The 22,593-nt window shown below is 40.2% G+C and carries 23 protein-coding genes; 16 read left to right on the top strand and 7 right to left on the bottom strand.

Annotation, left to right across the window (positions count from 1 at the left end; genetic code table 11):
- Nucleotides 1-68: 68 nt before the first annotated feature.
- Nucleotides 69-2,408: an ATP-dependent DNA helicase gene (locus BN1609_RS09445; protein ID WP_088840790.1), complete on the top strand. Its 2,340-nt coding sequence runs from the start codon at nt 69-71 to the stop codon at nt 2,406-2,408.
- On the top strand, nt 2,401-3,204 hold the full coding sequence (gene yidA, locus BN1609_RS09440; RefSeq protein ID WP_088840789.1) for a sugar-phosphatase: 804 nt from the start codon (nt 2,401-2,403) through the stop codon (nt 3,202-3,204). Before BN1609_RS09445 ends, yidA begins: the two co-directional genes overlap by 8 nt.
- A 23-nt stretch (nt 3,205-3,227) precedes the next feature.
- Here the strand turns inward: yidA and BN1609_RS09435 are convergent, their stop codons facing one another.
- Both BN1609_RS09435 and BN1609_RS09430 read right to left on the bottom strand, forming a co-directional pair.
- Nucleotides 3,228-4,538, bottom strand: coding sequence for a right-handed parallel beta-helix repeat-containing protein (locus BN1609_RS09435; protein WP_088810796.1), 1,311 nt, complete (start codon nt 4,536-4,538; stop codon nt 3,228-3,230).
- A gap of 197 nt (nt 4,539-4,735) precedes the next feature.
- Nucleotides 4,736-5,566, bottom strand: coding sequence for an STAS domain-containing protein (locus BN1609_RS09430; RefSeq protein WP_088839210.1), 831 nt, complete (start codon nt 5,564-5,566; stop codon nt 4,736-4,738).
- Between the two features lie 175 nt (nt 5,567-5,741).
- On the opposite strand from BN1609_RS09430, the gene holB reads away from it, so the two are divergent.
- From holB to rsmI, 6 genes are read left to right on the top strand one after another with little or no spacing between them, the layout of a single operon-like run.
- The gene (holB, locus tag BN1609_RS09425; RefSeq protein WP_088840788.1) at nt 5,742-6,746 is read left to right on the top strand and encodes a DNA polymerase III subunit delta'; all 1,005 of its coding nucleotides are present in this window, start codon (nt 5,742-5,744) and stop codon (nt 6,744-6,746) included.
- On the top strand, nt 6,739-7,563 hold the full coding sequence (locus BN1609_RS09420; protein ID WP_088840787.1) for a stage 0 sporulation family protein: 825 nt from the start codon (nt 6,739-6,741) through the stop codon (nt 7,561-7,563). The genes holB and BN1609_RS09420 overlap by 8 nt, the downstream gene beginning before the upstream one ends.
- A gap of 10 nt (nt 7,564-7,573) precedes the next feature.
- On the top strand, nt 7,574-7,948 hold the full coding sequence (locus BN1609_RS09415; RefSeq protein WP_088810792.1) for an initiation control protein YabA: 375 nt from the start codon (nt 7,574-7,576) through the stop codon (nt 7,946-7,948).
- A gap of 46 nt (nt 7,949-7,994) precedes the next feature.
- The gene (locus BN1609_RS09410) at nt 7,995-8,744 is read left to right on the top strand and encodes a tRNA1(Val) (adenine(37)-N6)-methyltransferase (protein WP_088810791.1); all 750 of its coding nucleotides are present in this window, start codon (nt 7,995-7,997) and stop codon (nt 8,742-8,744) included.
- Complete coding sequence (locus BN1609_RS09405; RefSeq protein ID WP_088825832.1) at nt 8,728-9,012, top strand: GIY-YIG nuclease family protein; 285 nt, start codon at nt 8,728-8,730, stop codon at nt 9,010-9,012. Before BN1609_RS09410 ends, BN1609_RS09405 begins: the two co-directional genes overlap by 17 nt.
- Nucleotides 8,990-9,874 (top strand): 16S rRNA (cytidine(1402)-2'-O)-methyltransferase, encoded by an 885-nt coding sequence (rsmI, locus tag BN1609_RS09400; protein ID WP_088810789.1) that lies wholly within the window; start codon nt 8,990-8,992, stop codon nt 9,872-9,874. Before BN1609_RS09405 ends, rsmI begins: the two co-directional genes overlap by 23 nt.
- 98 nt (nt 9,875-9,972) lie before the next feature.
- Here rsmI and BN1609_RS09395 read toward each other — a convergent pair whose 3' ends face one another.
- The 3 genes from BN1609_RS09395 to BN1609_RS09385 all read right to left on the bottom strand — a co-directional run bounded on the left by BN1609_RS09395 (nt 9,973) and on the right by BN1609_RS09385 (nt 12,069).
- Entirely contained in the window at nt 9,973-10,779 is an 807-nt protein-coding gene (locus BN1609_RS09395; protein WP_088840786.1) for a hypothetical protein, read from the bottom strand.
- Nucleotides 10,780-10,789: 10 nt separating this feature from the next.
- Complete coding sequence (locus BN1609_RS09390; protein ID WP_088840785.1) at nt 10,790-11,419, bottom strand: lipopolysaccharide assembly protein LapB; 630 nt, start codon at nt 11,417-11,419, stop codon at nt 10,790-10,792.
- Between the two features lie 254 nt (nt 11,420-11,673).
- On the bottom strand, nt 11,674-12,069 hold the full coding sequence (locus BN1609_RS09385) for a helix-turn-helix transcriptional regulator (RefSeq protein ID WP_088840784.1): 396 nt from the start codon (nt 12,067-12,069) through the stop codon (nt 11,674-11,676).
- A 513-nt stretch (nt 12,070-12,582) separates the two neighbouring features.
- Here BN1609_RS09385 and BN1609_RS09380 point away from each other — a divergent pair.
- The 4 genes from BN1609_RS09380 (at nt 12,583) to BN1609_RS09365 (ending at nt 15,818) form a co-directional block, all read left to right on the top strand.
- Entirely contained in the window at nt 12,583-13,563 is a 981-nt protein-coding gene (locus BN1609_RS09380) for a mannose/fructose/sorbose PTS transporter subunit IIA (protein WP_088810786.1), read from the top strand.
- 30 nt (nt 13,564-13,593) lie between these two features.
- Nucleotides 13,594-14,400: a PTS mannose/fructose/sorbose transporter subunit IIC gene (locus BN1609_RS09375; protein WP_088810785.1), complete on the top strand. Its 807-nt coding sequence runs from the start codon at nt 13,594-13,596 to the stop codon at nt 14,398-14,400.
- Between the two features lie 24 nt (nt 14,401-14,424).
- Nucleotides 14,425-15,336 (top strand): PTS system mannose/fructose/sorbose family transporter subunit IID, encoded by a 912-nt coding sequence (locus BN1609_RS09370; protein WP_088810784.1) that lies wholly within the window; start codon nt 14,425-14,427, stop codon nt 15,334-15,336.
- 98 nt (nt 15,337-15,434) lie between these two features.
- Nucleotides 15,435-15,818 (top strand): DUF956 family protein, encoded by a 384-nt coding sequence (locus BN1609_RS09365; RefSeq protein WP_088810783.1) that lies wholly within the window; start codon nt 15,435-15,437, stop codon nt 15,816-15,818.
- Between the two features lie 35 nt (nt 15,819-15,853).
- On the opposite strand, the gene BN1609_RS09360 is transcribed toward BN1609_RS09365, so the two are convergent.
- Nucleotides 15,854-16,132 carry an AbrB/MazE/SpoVT family DNA-binding domain-containing protein gene (locus BN1609_RS09360; RefSeq protein WP_088810782.1) on the bottom strand — a complete coding sequence of 93 codons (279 nt, stop codon included), beginning with the start codon at nt 16,130-16,132 and terminating at the stop codon, nt 15,854-15,856.
- A gap of 158 nt (nt 16,133-16,290) precedes the next feature.
- Between BN1609_RS09360 and BN1609_RS09355 the strand changes: the two genes are divergently transcribed.
- The 4 genes from BN1609_RS09355 to metG all read left to right on the top strand — a co-directional run bounded on the left by BN1609_RS09355 (nt 16,291) and on the right by metG (nt 21,686).
- The gene (locus tag BN1609_RS09355; RefSeq protein ID WP_088810781.1) at nt 16,291-16,656 is read left to right on the top strand and encodes a BlaI/MecI/CopY family transcriptional regulator; all 366 of its coding nucleotides are present in this window, start codon (nt 16,291-16,293) and stop codon (nt 16,654-16,656) included.
- A gap of 5 nt (nt 16,657-16,661) precedes the next feature.
- A complete protein-coding gene (locus tag BN1609_RS09350) occupies nt 16,662-18,635 on the top strand; it encodes a M56 family metallopeptidase (protein ID WP_088840783.1) in 1,974 nt (657 codons plus the stop codon).
- Nucleotides 18,636-18,770: 135 nt separating this feature from the next.
- Complete coding sequence (locus BN1609_RS09345) at nt 18,771-19,628, top strand: GRP family sugar transporter (RefSeq protein ID WP_088810779.1); 858 nt, start codon at nt 18,771-18,773, stop codon at nt 19,626-19,628.
- A 63-nt stretch (nt 19,629-19,691) separates the two neighbouring features.
- Nucleotides 19,692-21,686 (top strand): methionine--tRNA ligase, encoded by a 1,995-nt coding sequence (gene metG / locus BN1609_RS09340; protein ID WP_088840782.1) that lies wholly within the window; start codon nt 19,692-19,694, stop codon nt 21,684-21,686.
- A gap of 44 nt (nt 21,687-21,730) precedes the next feature.
- On the opposite strand, the gene BN1609_RS09335 is transcribed toward metG, so the two are convergent.
- Nucleotides 21,731-22,330: a TetR/AcrR family transcriptional regulator gene (locus tag BN1609_RS09335; protein WP_088815910.1), complete on the bottom strand. Its 600-nt coding sequence runs from the start codon at nt 22,328-22,330 to the stop codon at nt 21,731-21,733.
- Nucleotides 22,331-22,593 lie beyond the last annotated feature (263 nt).

Genomic DNA, 22,593 nt, shown 5'->3' with positions numbered 1-22,593 from the left:
AAAATGAATTTGTTTTTGTGAGAACATACATTCTATGGTATTCTGTAATAGAGTGAGGGGTGACGATGATGGAAACAGTAAGGATATCTGTTAGAAAGCTTGTTGAATTTCTGTTGAAATCAGGAAGCGTTGACAGTCGTGGTATGGGCGCTGAACGCGCACAACTTGGAACAAAAGTACATCAAGAGCTACAAAACAGTGCGGGCGAAAACTATCAAAAAGAAGTGCCACTTCAAATCGAATATGTGTATCAAGATATCCTTTTTAAAGTTGATGGCCGAGCTGACGGGATTATTGCTGAGTCAACAATTGATGAAATCAAGTCAACCTACACGCCGTTTGGGGAAATTGCAGAAGATGGTCAGGAAGTTCATTGGGCGCAGTTGATATGCTACGGTTATTTTTATGCGAAACAAGAAGAAAAAGCAACTCTCACTTTACAATTAACCTATTATCATTTAGATGAAAAACAAGTAACGCGTTTTGAACGCACGATGAGTTTTGCGGAAATGGAAGCCTTTTTTCAAGATTTAATCGCCGAATACGCGGTTTGGACGAAACTTCGCCTTGATTTTGAAGCCAAAAGAAACGCTTCGCTACAAAAATTGCAATTTCCTTTTGAAAAATATCGTAAAGGTCAGCGTGAACTTTCCATTGCGGTCTACCGGACAATTAGCAATCAGGATAAATTGTTTTGCGAAGCTCCAACTGGAATTGGTAAAACGATGTCCACTATTTTCCCAACTTTAAAAGCAATGGGCGAGAAAAAGGTGGATAAAATTTTTTATTTAACAGCTAAAACAATTACGCGCCAAGTGGCAGAAGATGCCGTGGAAGGTTTAAGAAGGCAAGACATAAATTTGCGTACTGTCACGATTACAGCAAAAGATAAAATTTGCTTTTTAGATGAACGCCGCTGTGAACCAGCTTTTTGCCAATATGCTAATGGCTATTACAGCCGCGTAAATGATGCCATGATGGACCTCGTGCGAAATGAGCAAACTATTTCCCGGGAAATAATTGAAAAATATGGGCGCAAACATGTCGTTTGCCCGTTTGAATTATCATTAGATACCGCCATCTTTTGTGATATGATTATTTGTGACTACAACTATTTGTTTGATCCAACAGTATATTTAAGACGTTTCTTCTTAGAAAACAAAGGAAACTATGCGTTTTTGATTGATGAGGCACATAATTTAGTGGAACGTGCAAAAACCATGTATTCAGCGGAACTTTCCAAACAGCTCATTTTAAATGTGAAAAAAAGTTTATCCAAATCAGATAAAGCAATTTATACGGCGGTAAACGAATTAAATCGCGATCTCATTCAATTTCGCAAGCTGTGTGATGAAAAAACGCGTATTTTTATTCAAAAAGAACCCGCGACCGAATTTAATCAACATGTCAGTGATTTTGTGGACGCTACTAAAGAATGGCTACCTATGAATGCCGCAGCAAACAATTATGACGAAGTATTAGAATTGTTTTTTGAAGCAACACATTATCTGAAAATGACGGAGTTTTACGCTGAAAATTACAATACACTAATAGAAACTAGCCGAGATACGCGCATTAAGCAAATTTGTATTGATCCCGCAGAAATTTTACGTGGAAAAATGGATTTAGGTGTTGCCAGCATTTTGTTTTCTGGGACGTTAAATCCGTTGGGGTACTACAGTGACGTGCTTGGCGGGGAAGAAGACACAACCAAATTGACGTTTCCATCTCCTTTTTCACCCCAAAAATTAAAAATCATTTCCCCGACGTTTGTTCGCACGCGCTACCATGTTCGGGCGTCTAGCTACGAGCGGATTGTGGATTGCATCGCGGCGCTTCGTAAGGCAAAAGCAGGGAATTATATGATGTTTTTCCCGTCCTATGCTTATATGGAGGCTGTTTATGAAGCGTTTATCGCGCGCTTTCCTGATGTTGCGGTAATCAAACAAGCCACAAATATGGCTGAAATGGAGCGAGAAACCTTTTTAGCGGAGTTTCAAGAACAGCGCGAAATGCTAGGATTTGCGATATTAGGCGGAATTTTTTCAGAAGGTGTGGATTTAAAAGGCGCGCGTTTAATCGGCGTCGGCGTTGTCGGAGTTGGCCTCGCGCAACCGTCTGAAGAGCAAAACCTCGTGCGAGACTACTACCAAATGAAGTTGAACCAAGGCTTCTATTACGCCTATCAAATCCCCGGATTAAATAAAGTCCTTCAAGCGGCAGGGCGCGTCATTAGAAGTGAAGGGGACAAAGGTGTCGTGCTCCTACTTGATGACCGCTTTCAAGAAGCCAGATACCGAAAGGAATTCCCGGCCCACTGGCAGCATATTTGTTTTGCCACAAATCAAAATCAGTTGGAAAATGAATTAACCCATTTTTGGAAAAAACAGGAGGAAAATCATGATTAAATTAGTCGCAATCGACATTGATGGAACACTTTTAAATGATGAGCATGAAATAACAGAAGGCGTCAAAAAGGCGATTTTAGCTTTACGTGAAAAGCAGGTCAAAGTAGTTTTATGTACAGGTCGCCCGCTTTCTGGAATTGAAAAAAGCCTGAAAGAACTTGATTTGTTCCATTCAGGCGATGTAGCCATTACAATGAATGGCGCTGTTACGCTAGCGACCGAAACGCGTGAAGTCATTGTGGAAACAACACTTGAAAAAGCTGATTTGCAGCGTATCTTTGATTTTTGCGCCCCGTTTCAAGCGCATGTCACCTATTTTGATACGACTAACATGTATGTGCCGCATGAAGAAATTTCGATTTTAACTTGCCAAGATTCGCTACTCCTAAATACGGCACTTTACTACCAACCCGTTGAAAAGGCGGCAAACGACATTCAAATCCCTAAAATTATGCTACTCGACGAACCCGAAAAAATCGTTGAAGTGATGCAAAACTTACCAGCGGAGTTGAAAAACGATTATTATATCGTGCGCAGTGTCCCTTACAACCTTGAATTTCTTCATAAAAATGTTAGTAAAGGCGAGGCGCTAAAAACACTTTCGGCTAAACTTGGTATAGATGCGCGTGAAGTTTTATGTCTCGGCGATGCTGAAAATGATATCACGATGATGGAATTTGCCGGAACCGCTGTAGCGATGGGGAATGCCACACAACATGTTAAACAATTAGCGACATTCGTTACAAAATCCAACAATGAAGATGGCGTTCGGCACGCACTGGAAAAATTCATTTAAACGCACATTTTGGTTGGTGCAAATCATTTAGTATACTTGTATCTTTTAGGCAATTGCCCTTTAAACGAGGTGGATTTAATCATGAGTTTTTTTATCGGGGTAAAAGTATTGGAGTCTTCACGCAAGAAAATGGATTTCGGTGCAATGCCATTTTTCTGACGTGTAGTGATTGTGTTTTTATAGAAGGTAGCAGAATCAATGGTTGATCTGCCTTTAAACGCGAACAGTTTTTGGTAGGTTGCCAGATTTTGCAGAATGATTTTGTTATTGGTAAACGAAAAAGTTTTCACATTTCCAAAAGGGAACACATCAAAATTGCTCGGTGCGGTGTCAAGATTGAACGAATTATCGCGAATATATAGCCTTGTAACAAGTGCTCGCTCTCGTCCTGGACGCCACGTAATGGCACTAGGGCGACTTTTTTTAGTAGCCAGATTTGTGACAACAGAATTGTAAGCAAAGTCTATTGATTGCACGCTATTGTCAACGGCCAAAAATTTATTCCGAACATTCGTCGCCTGATTACTTTTGATGTTAAACGTGCCGCCTGAAATAACAATGCCCTCATCTGCCGAGTTTAGGAAAACGTTGCTGTAAATGTCTGCTCGTCCAATAGTAAGCAAATAAAGCGCGTTATCAACAATTTGTTCAAAGCGATTTCCCTTTATAAGAAAAGAATTGACACCAGTACTCATCGCAACAACCGCCTGATTAACCTTGTAAAATTTGTTGTTCAAAAGCTTAAATTGATTACTAGAATTGCCTTGAATGGTTACCGAGCGGTTCAAGTCACCATCTCGATTTGAATATTCAAAACCATTGTTAATAAAATTGTTTCGCTCTATCGTTACATTTTTGGAGTTCTCAAGTAAAACCGAACTATCCGTTTTATAATACCCATATTTTTTTGAATAGCCCGTAAATGTATTGTTAGATAAATTTAAGTTTTGGACTTTCGAGAAATAAAGGCTACCTCGACCTCGTTTAGCCAAATCAAACGTAATATTTTTAATCGTAATATTTTGTTTGCCAGTTGCATATGAGATGAGGTAAGGCGTTTTATTTCGTCCCGTCCCGTTAAAATTTGCTTTAATTTCAGAACCAGCAGCATGCCCAATCAAATTCACTTGCACGTTCGTGATGGGCTTGTCCACCGTATACACAGCCTCTTTTTTACTTTTTAAATAAATCGTTCCCGTTTTCCCTGTTATAACAGATTCAAGTGGAATGGTTGACCTCGCGAACGCATTTTTGCTTGGAAATGCCGCAAAAATACAAATCGTCAGAAGACTGACAAGGAAGATCGTGACATAGAAAATCCCATTTTTTCTCACTGAAAGCTCCTCCTTCTTTCGAATTTGAATGTGAACTATCCAACACATTCTTTAAACCATACCCGTTTTTAGGAAAGCTAGTTTAAGCGTTTTTCGAATGAAAGGCGCTGTTTTCAGGCGATTACCGCGATTTAGTAGAGCTTGTAAGGAGGATTTAAGCGAAATGAAAAAACCATGAAACATTTGCTCCATGATTTTTAAACCTTATCTTTTAGAACTTCCTTTAGCGAATGATAGGCAGGAATGTCGACGCTTTGGTTAAGCTGTATCATTTGCTGCGCCATTTTTGGGGTGATGCCTGATAAAACGAGCTCGATGCCAAGTAGTTTTAAAACGCTAGCTAGGTTAAACAGCATTTTGACGAGTGTAGATTCGAAAGTGGTGATGGCCGATAAATCGATGCATAGGTAATCAACATTTAGCTGGCTACAACGCGTTGTTGTGGTTTCCATCAACTGTTCAGCACGTTCATGGTCGACGCGGCCAACTAAAGGTAAGATGGCGATATGGTCGGTAATGGAAATAATCGGCGTGCTAATTTCTGCAATTAAATGTTGTTGCGCGTTTAGGTGTTGCATGATTTGTGTGAAATATAAGTCGGTGAATTGTTCGTTAATCGCATCAAAGGCAAAGTTTATCGATTGAATTGCTTCTGAGTATTGCGCTTTCGAAATCGAATCGGTGGCAATCGCAAATTTTCCCGTCCATTTTAGAAATTGATACCGCAGTTTATCCAAAGTCATAAGCACTTCGGGTAGTGGAACTTCGTTTTCCATGCGACGCTTGTACATGTGGTCGAGCCATTTTGTAAGCGAATTTTCGAATTGGCTTTTATCCGGGTTAAAAAAATCAATAATCAAATTGGCAGTTTGTTTACTATCTGCGCGTAATTCCTCTTTGTAAAGCGGTTCGTACACGAAACTTGTGTACGGTTTTTTCATGGAGTAGATGGAATCAAGCCAGTCGGAAATCATATCAGCAGTGTGCGTGCGCAAAAAATCAGTAATGCCTTTTTGCGATTCTTGCATAGGTGATGCCCCCTTTGAATAGCCGCTTTTCTTCTTCCTTATTCTATTCCGAAAATAGTGTCTTGTCTATCGTATTTGGGAAAAATTTAACTTTTTTTAGGAAAATAAAAAAATCACGCGAATTTTTGTCTGTCATGTTATAATAGGAAAGAATGAACTTGAAAGGGAGTTTTTTGTGGGACTACAAGAGGAATTACGCACTTTGCAGCCTGTTGTTATGGATCTTTTTACGCAATCAGTAGCCTCTAACCGCTTGTCGCATGGCTACTTATTTGCTGGGGCAAGAGGCACTGGAAAAAAACAAATGGCGCTTTGGCTCGCAAAAAGTTTATTTTGTTTAGAGCAGACAAAAGAGTCACTTGTTTGCGGGAAATGTGTCAATTGTACCCGAATCGAAAATCATAACCATCCAGACGTTCACTTTTTAAAACCTGACGGATTAAGCATTAAAATCGACCAAGTTCGTGAGCTGAAAATGGAGCTTACGAAACGAGGTATGGAATCCGACAAGAAAGTACTTATTATTGAAGAAGCCGATAAAATGACGCTTCAATCGGCAAACAGTCTTCTTAAATTTATTGAAGAACCAGAGCCGGGCATGCTCCTTTTATTTTTAACCGAAAATCAAAGCCAAATTTTACCGACAATTGCTTCGCGTTTGCAGCCCGTCCAATTTAAAGAATTGAACTTTAATCAGCTGGTCGAGCGACTTGTTGCTACGGGAATTGCGGAACAGAAAGCACGAATATACGCAAGTTTAACCGGAAGTATCGACGAAGCCATGCACTTTGAAGAAGATGAATTTTTCGCAGATGCAAGAAGTGCCGCCGTAAAATTATATGAAGGTTTGTATCATTCGGGCCCAAATCCACTTATTTTTATTCAGGAAACATGGATGCCGTTATTTAAGGAAAAAGAGAATCTTAAAATCGGGCTAGATTTGTTCATGCTTCTGCTCCGGGATGTGCTACATATGGCGCTTTCTCCGGAATATCAACTGATTTGTGTGGGACAAAAAGACATGCTAAAAAACGATGCACTTAAATTTTCGTTAACGAAAATTACCCGTGATATCGAACTAATTTTGAGTGCTAAAACAAAACTGGATTCAAATATGAATCCGCAACTTTTAATGGAGCAACTTGTATTAAAAGTTCAGGGAGGTCATTCAATTGATTAAAATTGTTGGTGTCAGATTTAAAGACGCTGGTAAAATATACTATTTTTCGCCTGGCGATTTAGACATTGCTGAGGATCAGGGCGTTATTGTAGAAAATGCGCAGGGGATTGAATTTGGGCGCGCCGTCATTGAACCTAGGTTTGTCGACGAAGAAGATGTGGTCTTACCACTTAAAAATGTTGTGCGAATCGCAACGAAGGCAGACTATAAATGCGTAGCAGAAAACCGTGAATCTTGTAGTGAAGCGCTCAGTCTTTGCGCAGAAAAAATTATGGAACACAAAATTGATATGAACCTAGTCGATGTTGATTATACGTTTGACCGAAATAAAATCATTTTTTATTTTACAGCAGAAGGTCGTGTGGATTTCCGTGAGCTCGTGAAAGATTTAGCTTCCGTATTCAGAACGCGTATCGAGTTGCGGCAAATTGGTGTGCGAGATGAAGCCAAATTGCTTGGCGGAATCGGACCATGTGGACGCATGCTTTGCTGTTCCACTTTCCTAGGTGATTTCGAACCCGTATCAATTAAAATGGCGAAAGACCAAAATTTATCGCTTAACCCTACAAAAATTTCAGGTTTATGTGGACGCTTAATGTGCTGTTTGAAATATGAAAACGATGAATATGAAGTTGCAAAACGAGAAATGCCAGATGTCGGAACGGTCATCACAACGCCAGAAGGAACTGAAGCGAAAGTAACAGGCATCAACTTGTTACAACGTCTTTTGCAGGTACGCATGCCTGAAGAAGAAACGATTCTTGAATACACATTAGATGAAATCCGTCCGTTTAACTCATTTCTAGCAAAGTCTTGAGGTGAAAATAATGGAGAAAAAAGCACTTTTTGATTCAGTAAGCAACATGGAAGAACAAATTGGTGAGCTTTATCAACAGCTTGGCGAACTCAAAACGAGCTTAGCCCAAATGATTGAAGAAAATAACCGCCTAGAATTCGAAAATGATCTTTTGCGAAAGCGCCAAGGAGAGTCGAGCGAAAAATTGCAAGACTTACATGAAAAAGGCGTCATGGCAAAAGAACGCAAAGAAGCGATGCAACAAATGATTGAACAAAACGCCGGCCACGAAAATTTAGTGAAGCTTTATAAAGAAGGTTTTCACGTCTGCAACGTTCACTTCGGCAGCCCGCGCGGCAATGACGAAGATTGCTTGTTTTGCCTATCATTATTAAATAAAAAGTAAACATGGCCTTTCTCTCGGAAAACGGGGAGAGGCCTTTTCTAAGGAGATGAAACGATTGTTAAGAGATGACGAACGACTTGATTATTTACTTGCAGAAGAAATGCGGATTATTCAGAGTCCATCTGTCTTTTCGTTTTCTCTTGACGCCGTTTTGCTAGCCCATTTTACATACATTCCCCGAAAAAAAGGCGATATCGTGGACCTTTGCAGCGGAAATGGCATTATTCCTCTCCTTCTTAGCAAGCACACGGAAGTTCCCATCACGGCTGTTGAGATTCAACCACGACTAGCCGACATGGCGCGCCGAAGTGTTTCATACAACCAATTAGCTGCCCAAATTACCATTTTAGAAGCGGATCTTCGTGAGGTCACAAAAACGCTTGGTAAGGAAAAACATCAAATTGTGACATGCAATCCGCCGTATTTCAACACGCCCCCATCTAGCAAGGTGAACGCCAATGAGCACTATAAAATTGCGCGCCATGAAGTCATGTGTACCCTTGAAGACACCGTCCGAGTGAGCGCAGAGCTTCTCAGACAAGGCGGCAAAGCAAGCTTTGTTCACCGTCCTGACCGCCTCGTTGACATCATGGATTTTATGCGCAAATATCGCTTGGAACCAAAGCGCGTGCAATTTGTTCACCCCCACCTAGACCGCGACGCCAATATGGTTCTTGTTGAAGGGATAAAGGATGCGAAATCAGGCGTGCGCTACTTGCCACCCATTTTTGTGCACGAACAAAACGGCGACTACACCCCACTTTTAAAGGAGATTCTATATGGCGAAGGCAAGTGAACATTTTTTTTACGTATTAAAATGTAACGACGACACATTCTACGGCGGCTATACGACTGATGTTTTGCGCCGCGAAGCCGAACATAATGCCGGCATTCGCTGTAAATACACCAAAACGAGGCGTCCCGTCAAGGTTATTCACACGGAGAAATTTTCAACCAGAAGCGAGGCGACCAAAGCGGAAGCTGCGTTTAAAAAGTTGTCGCGGAAGCAGAAGGAAATTTATTTGAAGGAGGGGGAAACGGGTGAAATCACAGAAGAGTTTTGAACGAGAGGCCGGCGCGCTTTATTTGGTCCCGACACCAATTGGCAACTTGGAGGATATGACTTTCCGTGCGATTCGCATGCTTAGTGACGCCGATTTAATTGCTGCGGAGGATACGCGAAACACGATTAAACTGCTTAACCATTTTGATATCCACACAAAAATGGTGAGCTACCATCAATACAGTGAGCTTGGTCGCCAAAATGAACTGGTCAAACAAATTGCAGGCGGCATGAAAATCGCGCTCGTAAGTGACGCCGGAATGCCGTCCATTTCCGATCCCGGCCACGAACTTGTTGCGGCGTGCCTTGCCGAAAATTTGACAGTCATTCCACTCCCCGGAGCAAACGCCGCTTTAACCGCACTCATCGCGTCAGGCCTTGCCCCGCAGCCGTTTTATTTCTATGGTTTCCTGCCGCGACAAAATAAAGAGCGAAAAGAAGCACTCCTTGAACTATCCGAACGCCGCGAAACATGGATTTTATACGAATCCCCACATCGCCTCAAAGAAACGCTCAAAGCGATGGCGAAAATCACGGGTGAATCGCGCAAAATCACGCTCTGTCGCGAACTCACGAAACGCTACGAAGAATTTCTCCGCGGCACAATTTCGGAAGCACTCACTTGGGCTGAAAACGAGAACGTCCGTGGCGAATTTTGTCTAATTATCGAAGGAAACGAAAATCCCACGTCAACAACCGCCGCCTGGTGGACCAACCTAACCATTAAAGCGCACGTTGAAAGTGTGATGGCACAAAATGATCTATCTTCAAAAGAAGCAATTAAAATAGTCATGAAAGAACGCGAACTCCCAAAACGTGAAGTTTACGGGGCGTATCATGAGCTGGATCAAAAGAGTGATTGATATGGACAATTTCAAAAGAGATTAGAAAACTTGCTGTCAAGCAGCAACGGAAAAATCCCCAGCAACTCTTGATTTGCTGGGGATTTGTTTTGTGTTTATCATTCATTGAGTATGGCGTGAAACGTTTTTTCTGCCGAACTTTTTGTTTGAATCACAAGTTTTTCAACATTATTTTCCAGATAAATGACTTCAATGACCCTTCCCGGTTGGATTTGGTCGAGTGCTTCATTAAACACCGTTTTTTCAACAGTAACGAGCTTTGTTGTGTAATCTTTTAGCGCTACTTCCAGGTCTAGAGAAACGGTTACTTTGGCGTCAGACATGCTGTTTAGAGGTCGCATTCCAGTTACTGTAGCATAACTTTTGACACCCTCTCTACCAATTTTAACGGCTTCCGCATCCATGAATCCTTGTTTTATCCCGAATTCTTCAAATAAATGTTGTGTTTCATCTTGTGAAAGCGTTGGGTCGCCATTTTTAGGAAGTCCGACTTTTCGCGCATCATTTGTTACAACTTGGATTGGAGCGCCAATTTGTAAGGCTGCTAATTGTGTCAGGGGAACAATGGTTGTCACCTGTCCTTGGAAATTTTCGCCAGAGCGTTTGACGACATCTAATTGGATTTCGACTTGTGGCTGTTCGTTCACGTAAGTTCCTGTTTGGGTGAAGTTACGAATGATGCCTAATGCGGCTTCCCCGTTTTTCACCTTTGCGCTTTTGAGTCCGAAAAGGGAAAGTAGTGTGGAACAAACGATTAATGCAATACCGCCGTAAATTCCAATTTTGAATAGAGAACTTTCAACGGTGACACTTAAGTCATCGTTACTCAAAAAGAATATATAAATCATTGTTCCGACAATTGACAGAGATCCAAGTGTTGATAATAAACGAGATAATTTTTTCATTTTTATTCTCCTAACCTTCTTTTAGTAAATAGACAATTTTTTTATACATATCTGAAGACTTTTTATATTGCCTTTTTTTCTCGGCGCAAATGCCAAGGGTTTCATATAGCGGGACTAGTCGCTCGATAATCGGGTTCTCTTCAAAATACATTATGCAGGATTCTGCTTCTTCTTCCGCGAGTTGATAGTCACCGTTTGAAATAGCAAGCATCGCTTTGTAAAATCGCAATGCATAACCTTGGTCGCTATTTTTAGGAAGTTTTTCGAGTTCTTCAATCAGTATAGCAAGCCTATCGAATTGTTTTCCTAATAAGGCGATATCGGCCCTGTAGATTTTTATTAATGTAAAAAATGTTTCTTCGACTTCTGAAGAGTGTTGTAAAAACGTATTAAAACGTTCGCTTTCTGACTCAGCCTCAACCAACTTTCCTGTTTTAATAAGCATGACGATGCGATTGTTAAAAATGGTAATGAGATAAGTTCCTTTTATTGTTAAATCCAAATGAGCTACATTTTCTTCGGCTTTCGATAGACTAATCAATGCTTCCTCGGAAAAACCTAAATAAAAATAATAGTTGCTTTGTAAAACATAAAAGCTTGGGAGATGATAATTTAAGTTCTTTAGTTGAATTTTTTGCATTGCCTCATCTAAACTCTTCTTTGCCACCTCAAATTTTCTCAGTGTAAGCAGAATTTCAACTTCTATTTTTTTTACGGCAAGCCAAGGCTCGACATCTTCCGTAAGAAGTGGGAGCAGTAACTTACAATAGCTATAGGCGAGTTCAAAATCATTTTTCGACCTAAAAACTTGGATTTTATAAAAGTAAAAAGCTTTTTTTAACGGGCTTGGAAGGTCTTTGATATCGTCGTCCGAAAACTCTTTTAAATAAAAGTTTAAATAGTTTTATGTAAAAAAGCATAATTTTTGTTATCCCCGATTGATTGATAATAACAAGCTGCCATAAGTTTAGAAGTTAATTCAATCACAAGTGGGTTGGAACAGTTCGGAAGTGTGGTGACATATGTTTCATCAATATCAATGAAAACAATCATCTGGTTTACGATATCATTTGCGCCTTGCAATATATGGTTAGATATATCTTCGGCTTTAAGCAGATAATCTGCGGGTACCTCAAGTTTTTCAGCGAATTTAGATGCTAAATCTTCAGCGAGGATATAACGCCCTTTTAAAATATTTGAAAAATGGGGTAAAGTGATTAGTCCGCTTACAAGTTCTTTTCGTGACATCCCTTTTTTGTCGAGTAAAAAATTAATTCTTTCTTTGAGCATTGTCCTCCTCCTTGTTGAGTCATTTGCTAGCGATATGTATACTTTAACATATTAAAAAACACAAATATAGTTGCTGAAAGCAATACAAAAATATTTCTTGATAGAAGCTATGAAGCGTATTTCTTTAAATTTTGTATTGTAACAATTAACTAATTAAGACAAAATATGACGAGATTCTGCTGCAAAAGCAGAATTTTTTCAAATATAAATGCAAGGTTAGGGCTGGTTTTCGTTAAATAATACACTAATATTTATCAGGAAATAGCGTATTAATCTATAATACACTTCGAGAAATTTAATTTTTAAAATTCGACGGATGAGCGGTATACAATGCCATCCGCTTTGATACACTATATTTGGCACGAAACTTGCAATACATTAAATGGATGCTCTTCGTTAAAAAGGGAGTGCATTTAGATTTTTAAGATAGACAAAAACGGAATCACACATTAAATCTGCCTAGACATTTGACTGTCTATTTTAAACAAAATATTTCACTTAGGAGGTAAAAGAATGGTAGGAATTATCCTTGCAACCCATGGAGAGTTTGCTTCTGGCGTCTTGCAATCTGGTACGATGATTTTTGGAGAGCAAGAAAATGTTCAAGCGATTACGCTGATGCCAAATGAAGGCCCTGACGATGTAAGAGCAAAGATGGAAGCTGCGATTGCAACGTTTGATAACCAAGATCAAGTATTGATTTTAGTTGATCTTTGGGGAGGCACTCCGTTTAATCAAGCGAACAACTTGTTTGAAGCGCATGCTGATTCGTGGGCAATTGTAGCCGGTCTTAACTTACCAATGCTCATCGAAGCCTTTGCATCACGCTTCACTATGGAATCTGCGCAAGAAATTGCGGCGCATATTATTGGGAGTGGCAAAGAAGGAATTCGAGTGAAACCGGAAGAACTAGAACCAGCAGAAGCTGCACCTGTAGCAGCGGAACAAGCAGCAGGCCCGATGGCACCGGGAACTGTTGTTGGAGATGGGAAAATAAAATTTGTTTTAGCACGTGTTGACTCTCGTTTGTTACACGGACAAGTGGCAACAGCTTGGACAAAATCAACGCAACCGAATCGCATCATTGTTGTATCGGATGCTGTTTCGAAAGATGATTTGCGTAAGAAGTTAATTGAACAAGCGGCACCACCAGGCGTTAAAGCAAATGTTATTCCAGTTGACAAAATGATTGAAATCTCAAAAGATACACGTTTTGGGAATACAAAAGCACTTTTATTATTTGAAAATCCAGAAGATGTGTTAAGAGCTGTTGAAGGTGGCGTAGACATTAAGGAAGTAAATGTTGGCTCTATGGCACATTCTGTCGGCAAAGTGGTAGTAAGCAAAGTACTTTCAATGGGACCAGAAGATGTGGCAGCTTTCGATAAGCTAAAAGAAAAAGGTATTAAATTCGATGTTCGTAAAGTTCCAAACGATTCTAGCGCGAACATGGAGGACATCATCAAAAAAGCAAAAGCAGAATTAAAAGGGTAAGCGAATAAATTCAAAAATAGGAGGTACATTATGACTATTATATCAATGATTTTAGTAATAATCGTTGCATTTATAGCGGGTATTGAAGGGATTCTGGATGAATTTCAATTCCATCAACCTTTAGTAGCATGTACATTAATTGGTTTAGTAACAGGGAACTTAACTGCCTGTATCATCCTCGGTGGTACGCTTCAAATGATCGCACTTGGATGGGCAAATATCGGAGCAGCGGTTGCACCGGATGCAGCACTGGCGTCAGTAGCATCAGCAATTATTTTAGTTTTAGGTGGACAAGGTGTAGCAGGTATTCCGTCCGCAATCGCAATTGCAATTCCGCTTGCAGTAGCAGGTCTTTTCTTAACAATGATCGTTCGTACTTTAGCCGTTCCAATCGTTCATATGATGGATAGAGCAGCTGAAAAAGGGCATATGCGAGAAGTTGAATGGTTACACATTTCAGCAATCTGTATGCAAGGTTTACGTATCGCAATTCCAGCAGCGGCGCTATTATTTATCCCAGCAGCCACTGTACAAAATTTCCTAGAATCAATGCCAGCATGGTTAACAGATGGTATGGCAATCGGTGGGGGAATGGTAGTAGCCGTTGGTTATGCACTTGTAATCAACATGATGGCGACAAAAGAAGTATGGCCTTTCTTCGTTATTGGTTTTGTTGTAGCAGCAATTTCCGAGTTAACATTAATCGCACTAGGTGCATTAGGTGTTGCATTAGCGCTTATTTACTTACAACTTTCTAAAATGAGCGGTGGAAACTCTAACGGCGGTGGAAAAGGTAACTCAAGTGATCCGCTCGGGGATATATTAAACGACTATTAAGCCTAAAAAAGGAGGAGAATAAAAATGGCAGAAAAAGTTGAATTAACGAAACGAGACCGCCTGAAAGTAGCATGGCGCTCTACGTTTATTCAAGGTTCTTGGAACTATGAACGTATGCAAAATGGTGGCTGGGTATTCTCAATGCTTCCAGCGATTAAAAAATTATATAAATCTAAAGATGACCGTTCTGAAGCGATGAAACGTCACTTGGAATTCTTTAACACGCACCCATACATTGCCTCACCAATTCTCGGTGTAACGCTTGCGCTAGAAGAAGAACGCGCAAACGGAGCAGAAGTTGATGATGTTGCAATTCAAGGGGTAAAAGTTGGTATGATGGGACCGCTTGCCGGCGTTGGGGATCCGGTATTCTGGTTCACACTACGTCCAATGTTAGGCGCTTTAGGTGCTTCTCTTGCTCTTAGCGGAAACATTCTTGGCCCAATTATCTTTTTCGTTGCTTGGAATATTATTCGTTGGGGCTTCATGTGGTACACACAAGAGTTTGCTTACAAAGCAGGTTCTAAAATTACTGATGACCTTTCTGGTGGACTTCTTCAAGACATTACAAAAGGTGCTTCGATACTCGGTATGTTCGTGCTCGCCGCCCTGGTACAAAGGTGGGTAAACATTCAGTTCGCGCCAATCATCTCTAAAGTTAAACTTGATGAAGGAGCTTATATTGATTGGAACCACTTGCCAGCAGGCGCTCAAGGGATTAAAACAGCTCTTGAACAACAAAATGCCGGCTTAGCACTTTCTGAAATAAAAGTTACGACGTTACAAAATAACTTAGATAGTTTAATTCCAGGACTTGCTGCCTTAGCACTTACATTCTTATGTATGTGGTTGCTTAAGAAAAAAATCAGTCCAATTATTATCATTCTTGGCTTATTCGTAGTAGGTGTAGTTGGACACGTTATCGGACTCTTCTAAAAAGGAAACAGTTAAAGTGGTTGGTTCCCGCCAACCACTTTCTGCTTAATTTTTTGGTATAATGAATGTCAAAGTAAAAAGAAATGGAGCGGATATATTTGGTTCAGTCGATAAATACGAAGGTAGATTTAACAATAGATGCTACTGCTTTTACGGGGCTCACGGATTACGGAAAAATCATGATAGGCGATAAGGGTTTTGAATTTTTTAATTCAAGAGACGTGCGCAAGTTTATTCAAATTCCGTGGGAAGAAGTCGACCAAGTCATTGTTTCAGTTATGCTAAAAGGGAAGTGGATTCCCCGCTATGCTATTAAAACGAAGCAAAATGGCACGTACACTTTTTCTTCTAAAAAGCCAAAAGACGCCTTACGAGCAATACGCGTATACGTCGATCCGGCCAATATGACGCCCTCTATCAGCTTCTTTGATGTTGTAAAAAGTGCTTCTAAAAACATATTTCGTAAGTTTAAGAAAAAGTAATTTGAAAAAGGAGCTTGGATACCCAAGCTCCTTTTTCATGTATCAAACTGACGTTTAATTTCTGCAATCAATTGATTCGCCCCGTCTTTACTTAACGTTAGCTTGCCGTCCAAAAAATGCTTATTCTCCGAAGAAATCGTCCCCGTTACATCGCATTCAAGTCCAGCAATATACTTTTTGAAAATGATGGCATTATCATCAATAAAAATCTCCATCGGATCATGGACATTTATATTAAGTGTGCGCCTAATTTCAATTGGAATAACAACACGCCCTAAATCATCAATTTTTCGAACAATTCCAGTGGACTTCATTGGATTACACCTTCCTTTTATTCCAAATATTCTTCTAGACTTTACCCCTCTTTAAGTAAAAGTATACCTAGTGGGGCAATTTGAATAAAAATACTTGACTTTCCAAAACGACAAATGTATTATAAAGAAAAACGACAATTGTAGAAAGAGGTGCACACATGAAAAAATTGCCAGATTCTGAATTTGAAGTTATGCAAGCTGTATGGAAACTAGCAGGGGCGGTTTCAACGAACGAAATCATCGCTGAACTAGCCGACGACAAGGACTGGAAGCCCCAAACCGTGTTAACTTTATTAACGCGTTTAGTGGAAAAGGAGTTTTTAGAAAGCAGCAAAAATGGGCGTGAACGTCGCTTTTCGCCAATCGTTTCGGAAGAAGAATATTTACAAGTCGAAACGAAAAATTTTATGAAGAAACACTACAATAACTCTATCACACAGTTAGTTAATACATTATATGATGGAAAAGATTTGACACATGATGATATTAATGAATTAAAAGACTGGCTAAACAAGGAAGGATAAACAGCATGGAAAAATTTTTATCACAGCTTTTTGAGATTTCACTTGCCATGTCCTTTATAATTCTCGCTTTTATTGCCTTTAATTATTTTTTTGCAAAAAAATATGCAGCAAAGTGGCGTTATGTTATTTGGATAATCATTTTAATAGGACTTCTCATCCCTTTTCGACCAACATTCGATTTTTCACTGACGAATAATAATCCGCCGCTTGAACGTATTGAAACTGCTCAAGAAGCTTCTGTGTTAGAATCAGAAACTTCCGCGGATAATACGGTTGCAGTTCAAAGCGATGCGGAACGAAATAGCGTACTGGATATTTCAATGATTTTATTTGTTATCTGGTTAACTGGTGCGCTGCTATTTCTAGCCTACACACTCTGGAGCCACATTAAATTTTCCAGATTGGTTAAAAGATGGAGCAGTCCCGTAAGAGATGCAGCAATACTTACTGTTTTAGAACAAGAAAAAGAACGTTTGAATCTGTTACATAAAAAAGTCGCAGTTTATACGTGCAAAATGGAAATTAGTCCCATGTTCATTCATTTGCTGCGCCCAACGATTTTAATACCAAATAAAACAATTTCGGAAGATGAACTCGCTTTTATTTTCCGACATGAGCTCGTCCATTTTAAACGAAAAGATCTTTGGGTGAGATACGCGATGCTTATGATAAATGCGATTTATTGGTTTAATCCGGTGATTTATTTTATGGCGAAAGCACTTCAAAATGATTGCGAAGAATCGTGTGATGAAAAAGTAGTCCGCGGGCTTGATCGCTCCGGCAGAATAGAATATGGTGAAACGATTATTGGCGTTATTGGAAGAGGAAAAACACTGAATACTAAACTATCAACGAACTTTTATGGAGGAAAAAAAACAATGAAAAAAAGACTAACAACGATTATGGATACGAGTAAGAAAAAAGTAGGAGTAGCACTATTAGTATCGGTTCTTACCATTAGTGGAATTGCAGTTTCAGGAAGCATTTGGTTAAACGGAAGTGATTCACATGCGGAAGCAGCCGCGGATATTACGGCGAGTCAGGCTAAAAAAATTGCGCTTAAGGAAACTGGCGGCGGTAAAGTCGTGAAGTATAACCTTGATACTGAAAATGGTAGAAAAGTTTATGAAATTGAAATTGTTAAAGGAAATACGAAATATAGTATAGACATCGGTGCAGCCGATTCACGCATTTATAGTTATGAAGAAAAACAAATCAATTCTGGAACGACTTCAACAAATAAAAAAGAAATTACAGTAACAGAGGCTGAACAAATTGCCCTCAAGAAAGCTGGTGGCGGCAAAGTTACATCTTCTAAAGTAGCTGATGAAAACAATAAAAAAGTTTATGAAATTGAGATTTTAAATGGCAATGTCAAACATGATGTTGAAGTTGGCGCGCTTGATTCTAAAATTTACAAGTATGAAAAAGAAACGGTTAACACGTCTGGACAAGCAAGTCCCAAAACAGGTTCAGAAAACAATACGACAAATAAATCTACATCAGGAACAACTGGCATTTCGCTTGCACAAGCCCAACAAATCGCGCTTGCTAAAACGGGCGGTGGCCGAGTAGTTAACGCTTATACGGATTACGATGATGGACGTAAAGAGTACGATTTTAAAATTGTTAATGGCAACACGGAATATGAAGTTGAAATCGGTGCAGCTGATTCGAAAGTTTACAAGTTCGAAAAAGAAACTATCCGCACTTCAGGCAGTGGCAGTCAGGCGCAAACGAAGTCAAATGGAACGCCAAGCCAAACGGCAGAAATTTCTCTTTCTAAAGCCCAACAAATCGCGCTCGGCAGAACGGGCGGCGGGCGTGTAATCACGAGTGAGGTAGACTACGAGAATGGCCGTAAAGAATATGAATTTGAAATTGTTAAAGGAAACATGGAATATGATGTAACAGTTGGTGCGGCAGACTCTAAAATTTATAACTTTGATCAAGAGACCGTAGACGGCGACGATGACTAATCGTTAAATAGGACAGAAACCAGAAATTCTTCCGAGAAGAATCTCTGGTTTTTTTGTTGCGTGCTATCATTCGAAATAAGTATCCGTTATAATAAGAAGAAGTACAAAATTCGGGTTAAAAGGGGGAGCAAAAGTTTGAACATTTTGATTGCATTAATTCCAGCGGTTTTATGGGGGATTATGCCGCTTGTCATTACGAAGGTCGGGGGAACAGCACGCCAACAAACAATGGGAGTCACACTCGGTGCGTTCGTCTTTGCGTTAATTGTATTTGTATTCAGACAACCTGACTACACCGCTCAAACGCTTGTCGTAAGTTTTTTTACAGGGTGTTTATGGTCTGTTGGTCAAATGTTTCAGTTGCAGTCTTTTAAAGTTATCGGTGTTTCAAAGGCGATGCCGATCTCAACAGGCATGCAACTTGTAGGTACAACGCTTTGCGGCGTACTTTTATTTCATGAGTGGGACACGACGCTACGTCTCGTTCTAGGTTTTTCGGCGCTCGTTCTAATTGTTGGCGGAATTTATCTGACTTCTTATGCCGAGCATCAAACGGACGCGGATAAATCGGTTAGTCGCGGTTTAATGCTTCTAACAATTTCATCGCTGGGCTACATCGGTTATGTGGTTATCATTCAAGGGTTCCATATTAATGGTTTTGATGCAATTTTACCGCAGGCTGCTGGTATGGTGGTGTCTGCTTTTGTGATGACATACAATGGGAAAGAAAAGCGCTTCACGAAGCGGACGTGGCTTATTATGATTCCGGGCATGATTTGGGCGGGCGGAAATCTCGCAATGCTCTATGCAAACGGGCTTGTTGGCGTCGCAACTGGATTCTCTCTATCACAACTTGGCGTCGTAATCTCGACACTAGGCGGCATTTTACTTTTAGGAGAAAAGAAAACGAAAAAAGAAATGGCGTTCGTCATTGTCGGCGTAATACTCGTTGTAATCGGCGGCGTTCTAATTGGTGTCACAAAAGGTATCTAAAAATCTGCATCTGAATGTGCTATAATATAACGGAATCGTTTAGAATTTTAGGAGGGGAAAGGGTTGCCGAAAGAAAAAAATACATTTTATATTACAACGCCCATTTATTATCCAAGTGGAAAAGCGCACATCGGGCATGCGTACACAACCGTTGCAGGAGACGCGATGGCGCGTTATAAACGCTTAAAAGGATTTGACGTTTTTTACTTAACAGGCACAGACGAACACGGGCAAAAAATCCAAGCGAAAGCCGAAGAACAAGGGATTTCAGAACAAGCCTATGTGGATGAAATCGCCAGCGGTTTTAAAGGGCTGTGGGAAAAACTAGAAATTACCAATACGGATTTTATTCGCACCACTGAATCGCGCCACAAAATGGGCGTGGAGAAAATCTTCCAAAAATTAGTAGATCAAGGCGACATCTATTTAGGCGAATATGAAGGTTGGTATTCCGTATCTGATGAAGAATATTTCACAGAAACCCAGCTTGAAGAAGTTTACCGTGATGAAAACGGCAAAGTCATTGGCGGAAAAGCCCCAAGCGGGAATGAAGTGGAGCTCGTTAAAGAAGAATCCTATTTCTTCCGCATGAGCAAATACGCGGCCCGTTTAGTGGACTACTACAATTCGCATCCTGAATTCATTTTGCCGGAATCACGTAAAAATGAAATGCTTAAAAATTTTATCGAACCAGGCCTTGAAGACTTAGCTGTTTCTCGCACGACGTTCGATTGGGGAATTAAAGTACCAGGGAATCCGAAACACGTGGTATACGTTTGGATTGACGCGCTTTCCAATTATATTACGGCACTCGGGTACGGCTCGAATGATGACGCGAAATTCCAGAAATACTGGCCAGCTGACGTACATATTGTCGGAAAAGAAATCGTGCGTTTCCATACAATTTACTGGCCAATCATTTTGATGGCGCTCGATTTACCGCTTCCAAAAATGATTTTCGGGCATGGCTGGATTTTGATGAAAGACGGCAAAATGTCCAAATCAAAAGGAAATGTCGTGGATCCATATATGCTCATTGACCGCTACGGACTAGATGCCGTGCGCTATTATTTGCTCCGTGAAGTCCCGTTCGGCTCAGACGGTTTATTCACCCCGGAAGATTTTGTCGACCGCATCAATTACGACCTCGCGAACGACTTGGGGAACCTTTTAAACCGCACGATTGCGATGATTAACAAATATTTTGATGGCGAAATTCCTAGCTATTCTGGAAAAATTACCGAGTTTGATGAACCGCTTCTTGCATTCAAGGACGCGGTCGTCAAAGAATATGAGGCAAACATGGACCACATGCAGTTTTCAGTTGCGCTGCGCGAACTTTGGTCTTATGTGTCACGAACGAATAAATATATCGATGAAACCGCGCCTTGGGTTTTAGCGAAAGACGAATCAAAACGGGCGGAACTAGGCAGCGTCATGGTGCATCTTGCGGAAAGCTTGCGCATCATTGCCGTATTATTAAAACCATTTTTAACAAAAGCGCCTGAATCCATCTTAGAACAACTCGGCTTAGACAAAAACCAGGATTTCGACTCACTTGTTGGCTTTGGCCACATTCCAGCCGGCACAAAAGTAGTCGCAAAAGGCACGCCAATCTTCCCACGCCTAGATGCAGCGGAAGAAGTAACATATATCCAAGAACAAATGAAAGCGACGCAACCAGTCACCGCCGCTGAAGAAAGAGAAGCCGAAATCACACCGTTTGAAACCCCAGAAATCGGCATCGAAGACTTCGACAAACTCGATTTACGCGTGGCTGAAGTGAAACAAGTGGAAAAAGTAAAAAAAGCCGACAAATTGTTGTGCTTTAAGCTTGATTTAGGCGAAGGCGAACTCCGCCAAGTACTATCCGGCATTGCCCAGTTTTATGCACCAGAAGACTTAATCGGTAAAAAAGTCATTGTCGTAGCCAACCTTAAGCCAGTTAAACTCCGCGGCCTAATGAGCGAAGGCATGATCTTATCCGGCGAGTCAGGCGGCAAACTAAGCGTCATTGAAGCCCCAAGCGGCCTACCAAACGGCGCGAAAGTGAAGTAAACAGTAAAACCCCCGAGTTCAAACTGAACTCGGGGTTTTTTTTATCATTTATTCGGCGGCGCAATCCCTTTCACAAGAAGCTCCGTCCATTCCTCCGTATAAGGCAAAATACGCTCATAAATTGCTGGGCTCGAAATGCCTTCGACGAGTGCCTGAAAATAAAGAATTAAGAACTCATCTGAATATTTCAAGTCCACTTTTCCCTCTTTCCGCCCACGGTGAAATAAATCCAGCATCATATTAAAACTTTGCTTCGTGTACTCCTCCATAATGCGCGTCATGCCGTCGTCCTCTTTTTCAGTGAAATACACCATTAAATCCAAATAAAATTGCTTATTTACTTTGTCTAAAAAACGGATTTTATTTTGACTCATTGCAATGATGGTTTCTTCGAATGGTTTATTCTCCGCCATAATCGCCTTTGCCGATTCGCCCATTTCGTTTAAAAACGTATAGAACACCTCGTGGATGATATTTTCCTTGCTACCAAAATATTTAAAAATGGTCGTTTTGCCGACGTTTGCTGATTTTACGATATCATCGACAGTTAAGTTTTTAACGCCAGCTTCTGTATTCATTAATTTGAAAGCCGCTTCCAAAACGCTTTTTTTCTTTTCTTCCGTGCGTTTTTCGAAACCATTCATGATAATCCCTACTTTCTCAAAAGTCTAAAGTCTATTTTAAAGTTCATAATTATTTTCTCTTCTATTATATATAAACCTTGTAGAAACTTCAATAAAAAAATAGTTCATAAAATTATTGACTTATCCTTGAAATGGGTCTATTATAGGACTCATAAATCTTATTTAGTTTTAAATAAAGTTAAATATCTTTAGTTAAGAACGATGTTATAATTTATAGTTCTTAATTAAAAAGTTTTAAACTCTAGTTTAAAAGGGAATGAGAA

Source organism: Listeria sp. ILCC797, assembly GCF_900186185.1.
Lineage (GTDB): Bacteria > Bacillota > Bacilli > Lactobacillales > Listeriaceae > Listeria > Listeria goaensis.
The sequence above is the reverse complement of the archived record's forward strand: the minus strand, read 5'-3'. Positions and strand labels throughout refer to the sequence as shown.